We start from the raw sequence: 530 nt of genomic DNA on the forward strand, positions 1-530 counted from the left end.
ATTTCGACCGCACCGCGGCCTATCGCGGCATCACCGTGCCCTGCCTGGCGCTGGGCTTCGCCGACGATCGGATGATCCCGCCCTACCTCGCGCGAGAGGTCGCCGATATCATTCCGGGTGCCCGCTACCAGGAGGTTCCCGACGCCGGGCACTTCGGCTACCTGGAGCAACCGGAGGTCGTCAATAAGATCCTTGTCGAATTCTTCGTGGCCTGAACGAAGTGCAGGTAACCGCCCAGCGGTAACGCCTGCCTTGCTAGGGTCGAATCAACGTCGGGGGCTCGTTCCAACACTGCGGTGGCTGGACGATCCGTCTACGTACCCGTACACAGCGCCAGTATCCAGTGAGGTGAAATGAGCACCAATCCCTTCGATGACGAAGACGGCCGGTTCTTCGTCCTGGTCAACGATGAGGAACAGCACTCCCTCTGGCCGGCCTTCGCCGAGGTTCCGGCGGGTTGGCGAGTCGTGTTCGGCGAGGACTCCCGCGCCGCATGCGTCGAGTACGTCGAGAAGAACTGGACCGACATG

2 protein-coding genes are annotated in these 530 nt (G+C 62.6%); both read left to right on the forward strand.

Annotated elements, in window-relative coordinates:
• The coding region (locus ACIRS4_RS38565; RefSeq protein WP_404204985.1) for an alpha/beta fold hydrolase at window positions 1-215 on the forward strand (215 nt) is incomplete at its 5' end.
• A gap of 138 nt (window positions 216-353) precedes the next feature.
• A partial coding sequence (locus tag ACIRS4_RS38570; protein ID WP_404204989.1) for an MbtH family protein occupies window positions 354-530 on the forward strand: 177 nt, incomplete at its 3' end.

It is taken from the genome of Streptomyces sp. NPDC101166 (assembly GCF_044768125.1).
In the GTDB taxonomy this organism is placed as follows: domain Bacteria; phylum Actinomycetota; class Actinomycetes; order Streptomycetales; family Streptomycetaceae; genus Streptomyces.